Genomic DNA, 3,677 nt, shown 5'->3' with positions numbered 1-3,677 from the left:
GCTTTTGGTGTTGCTGTTCGTTGGGGGCCGGGGTGCCATCCGCCACCCGGGCCCCTCCACGCGTTCCACAGAGAGGCGCAAATGACAGCAGACGACTCCTTCGGCCGTCTCGACGACGACGACTATCCCGCCTACACGATGGGCCGGGCCGCCGAGATGCTCGGTACCACGCAGGGCTTTCTCCGCGCCGTCGGTGAAGCCCGCCTCATCACCCCGCTGCGTTCCGAGGGCGGCCACCGCCGTTACTCCCGCTACCAGCTGCGCATCGCCGCCCGCGCCCGGGAGCTCGTCGACCAGGGCACCCCCATAGAGGCCGCCTGCCGCATCGTCATCCTCGAAGACCAGCTCGAAGAAGCCCAGCGCATCAACGCCGAATACCGCCGCGCCGCCGCCTCGGAGAACCCGACGACCGCAGGCTGAAGCGGCCCGGCCCCGCCTGCGCGCGGAGCGTGCTGCGGGCCGGGCCCCGGGCGGGCTGCCCTCCCGACTGATACGCCACGAACGATGGCCGCCGGCCATCAGGCGATGATGGCGGGATCCAGGGCATGTGCGAGCGGACCTGAATGCGGCGGGACGGGCTCATGGGCCGCCGTCGGGCGGAGGAGGGTGCCGCTGCAGTAGTTGTGCCCGCCGAGGCGTATGTGACGACCGCTCTTGCTGGAACACTGTGTTGCGGATGGGGCAATATCTATTGCCGCGAGACGAGGGTTAAATATGTCGCGCGGACAGCGTGTTTATCGCAGCGAACGAATTGGCTCTATCGGCCGTACGCGGGCCACTGCCGCGTGCTACTGTCGGTCCCAGTTGCAGTTGTGGTTCCCAAAAACTTCAACGCTTACGCCAGCATTTAGCTGCGGGAAGCGTTTTGTATTTCCGGTTGTTCTCCGGGCGGGGCATCATCGCGGCGACCCGGTATCCGTGGATTGCGGGTGCCGGCGTACTGCCCCACAAGGAGATATGACATGGCGTCTGGCACTGTGAAATGGTTCAACGCGGCCAAGGGCTTTGGCTTCATCGAGCAGGACGGCGGAGGTGCTGACGTGTTCGCCCACTTCTCGAACATCGCCGCCCAGGGCTTCCGCGAGTTGCTCGAAGGCCAGAAGGTCACCTTCGACATCGCACCGGGCCAGAAGGGCCCGACGGCCGAGAACATCGTTCCCGCCTGACGCTGACGCGCACTTCGTAGCTGGGGCCCGCATCCCTCGGGGTGTGGGCCCCAGCTACGGGCATTTCTCTCAGTGATGCCTCCTGTGGGACAGAACCGCCCCCAGCTCTTCAGCAGGGGGCACGCCTTTCCCGGGCCGCACCCATCGACGTCCGGGATCTCACGCCGATATGACGTCACCCATTTCATCGCCTGCGTCCCGCACCAGTTTCACTGCATGGCGAATTCTCTTTTGCATTCCATTTCGGCCCCTTCTTGTGATTCCCCGCGCTGCTCTTCCGCTGCGAGAATTCCTTGATATGTGCCGTATCGAGGAAGGTTCTCAAATGAATCCCACACGTACGAACGACCGCACCTCCCGGACCCGCCGAACCGGCGGCCCCGCTTTCTGACCGCGCAGGGCATGAGCGTCCCGTTCCCGATCCAGGGTGCGACCCTGCCCAACACTCTCGCGGGCCGCGACGTCCTGGGACGCGGGCGCACCGGATCTGGCAAGACCCTCGCCTTCGGCCTGGCCCTGCTGGCCCGCACCGCAGGCCGGCGCGCCGAGCCCCGCCAGCCGCTGGCCCTGATCCTCGTCCCGACGCGTGAGCTGGCCCAGCAGGTGACCGACGCGCTCACCCCCTACGCCCGCTCGGTGAAGCTGCGCCTGGCCACCGTCGTCGGCGGCATGTCGATCGGCCGGCAGGCCAACGCGTTGCGGGGCGGCGCCGAAGTCGTCGTGGCCACGCCGGGCCGGCTCAAGGACCTGATCGACCGCGGTGACTGCCGGCTGAACCAGGTCTCGATCACCGTCCTGGACGAGGCCGACCAGATGGCCGACATGGGCTTCATGCCCCAGGTCACCGCGCTCCTGGACCAGGTGCGCCCCGAGGGCCAGCGGATGCTGTTCTCGGCCACCCTCGACCGCAACGTCGACCTTCTGGTCCGCCGTTACCTCACTGACCCGGTCGTCCACTCCGTCGACCCGTCCGCCGGCGCGGTCACCACGATGGAGCACCACGTGCTGCACGTGCACAGCGCGGACAAGAACCGAACGACCACCGAGATCGCGGCCCGCGACGGCCGGGTGATCATGTTCCTGGACACCAAGCGTGCTGTGGACAAGCTCACCGACCACCTGCTGGCCAGCGGGGTGCGGGCCGCCGCACTGCACGGCGGGAAGGCCCAGTCGCAGCGAACCCGGACCCTGACTCAGTTCAAGACCGGGCACGTCACCGTGCTCGTCGCCACGAACGTCGCCGCCCGCGGCATCCACGTGGACAACCTGGACCTGGTCGTCAATATTGACCCACCGACCGACCACAAGGATTACCTCCACCGCGGCGGCCGCACCGCGCGGGCCGGCGAGTCAGGCAGCGTCGTCACCCTGGTCACCCCCAACCAGCGCCGCGACATGAGCCGTCTCATGACCGCCGCCGGGATCGTGCCCCAGACCACCCAGATCCGCGTCGGCGAAGAGGCGCTGAGTCAGATCACCGGTGCCCAGGCGCCCTCCGGTATCCCCGTCACGATCACCGCGCCGGTGACCGAGCGGCGTAAGCGCAGCGCGGCCTCACGCGGCCGACGCAGCCCCGCCTCGGCTGCCCTGCGCAGGACCGTGCGGCAGACCTCCTTCGACGCGGCGGCGGCCTAGAAACCTCATGATCAGGAAACTGACCCACCACTGCAGGAGGCACCTATTGACGCTGGTTCAGATGCGGCCCCGCTCGACGAACGTCACCCCCGCACACAGGACTGCGGCGGAAGCAATGGACTCAGGCGCACTGCAGGTCTGCGACGACATGACCATCGAAGTCGCTCTGTGCGTCATGGCCGGCGCCCGCACCGGGCACCTGTTCGTCTGCGACAACGACAGCCTGTGCACCCAACTGGTCACCCAGGGCCAGCTCACCGCAGTCCGTGACAGCCCCGCGTACACGGACCGGGTCCAACTGCGCGACATCCTCGGCGGCAGTGGGCCGTTCACCTCACCCGTGACCACGACCGCCGAAGCCGAGCACGCAGCCCTGGGCCGCCGGCTCGCTGCAATGCCGGTCGTCGAAGACCAGGACAGCGCTCGGGGCCTCCTCGCCCTTGCCCACTGAACCGCCTCACCGCGGTAGAACCGTCCCCTTCTTCTCCCTGTGAGGCATCATGCGCTGTGTCATCGCCCGCTTCCCGTTCGACCTCACCAAGAGCGGCGTCTTGGAATCCATGAAGGGCATCAAGCCCGAACAGGTCATCGGCGAGTCCGTGATCATCGGCCGCCGCACCTACCCGGTCAAGCAGGTCGGGCAGGCCATCACGCACCAGGACCGCCGCGATTTCAGCGCCGGTGAAGTTCTCCGGGCCATGACTCAGCTCGGCTTCACCTGCCCTGGCCTCCGCCAGGCCGCCGCGCCCAAACGTCTCCCCACCCCGTTCCAGCAGGCTTCCGCGATGCTCGGCGCCCCTGCCGCCGTCTGACCGACGAGCGGGCGCGAGCCGCCACCAGAACAACGAGTGAGGGTCCGACCGGCAGGGGCCGGTC

4 protein-coding genes and 1 pseudogene are annotated in these 3,677 nt (G+C 67.9%); all 5 read left to right on the top strand.

Annotated elements, in window-relative coordinates:
- Positions 1–81: 81 nt before the first annotated feature.
- The 5 genes and pseudogenes from ACGFWI_RS38890 (at position 82) to ACGFWI_RS38870 (ending at position 3,613) form a co-directional block, all read left to right on the top strand.
- Positions 82–420 (top strand): MerR family transcriptional regulator, encoded by a 339-nt coding sequence (locus tag ACGFWI_RS38890; RefSeq protein WP_326610740.1) that lies wholly within the window; start codon positions 82–84, stop codon positions 418–420.
- 542 nt (positions 421–962) lie between these two features.
- Complete coding sequence (locus tag ACGFWI_RS38885; RefSeq protein ID WP_076967088.1) at positions 963–1,166, top strand: cold-shock protein; 204 nt, start codon at positions 963–965, stop codon at positions 1,164–1,166.
- A gap of 384 nt (positions 1,167–1,550) precedes the next feature.
- Positions 1,551–2,801, top strand: a pseudogene (locus ACGFWI_RS38880) (DEAD/DEAH box helicase); the annotation flags it as partial.
- A gap of 46 nt (positions 2,802–2,847) precedes the next feature.
- Positions 2,848–3,252: a hypothetical protein gene (locus tag ACGFWI_RS38875; RefSeq protein ID WP_393910785.1), complete on the top strand. Its 405-nt coding sequence runs from the start codon at positions 2,848–2,850 to the stop codon at positions 3,250–3,252.
- 49 nt (positions 3,253–3,301) lie between these two features.
- Positions 3,302–3,613 (top strand): SCO5918 family protein, encoded by a 312-nt coding sequence (locus tag ACGFWI_RS38870; protein WP_393910784.1) that lies wholly within the window; start codon positions 3,302–3,304, stop codon positions 3,611–3,613.
- The last annotated feature ends 64 nt before the right edge of the window (positions 3,614–3,677 follow it).

This window comes from Streptomyces sp. NPDC048434, assembly GCF_043200375.1.
Classification (GTDB): domain Bacteria; phylum Actinomycetota; class Actinomycetes; order Streptomycetales; family Streptomycetaceae; genus Streptomyces.
This window is presented reverse-complemented; position numbering and strand designations above follow the sequence as displayed.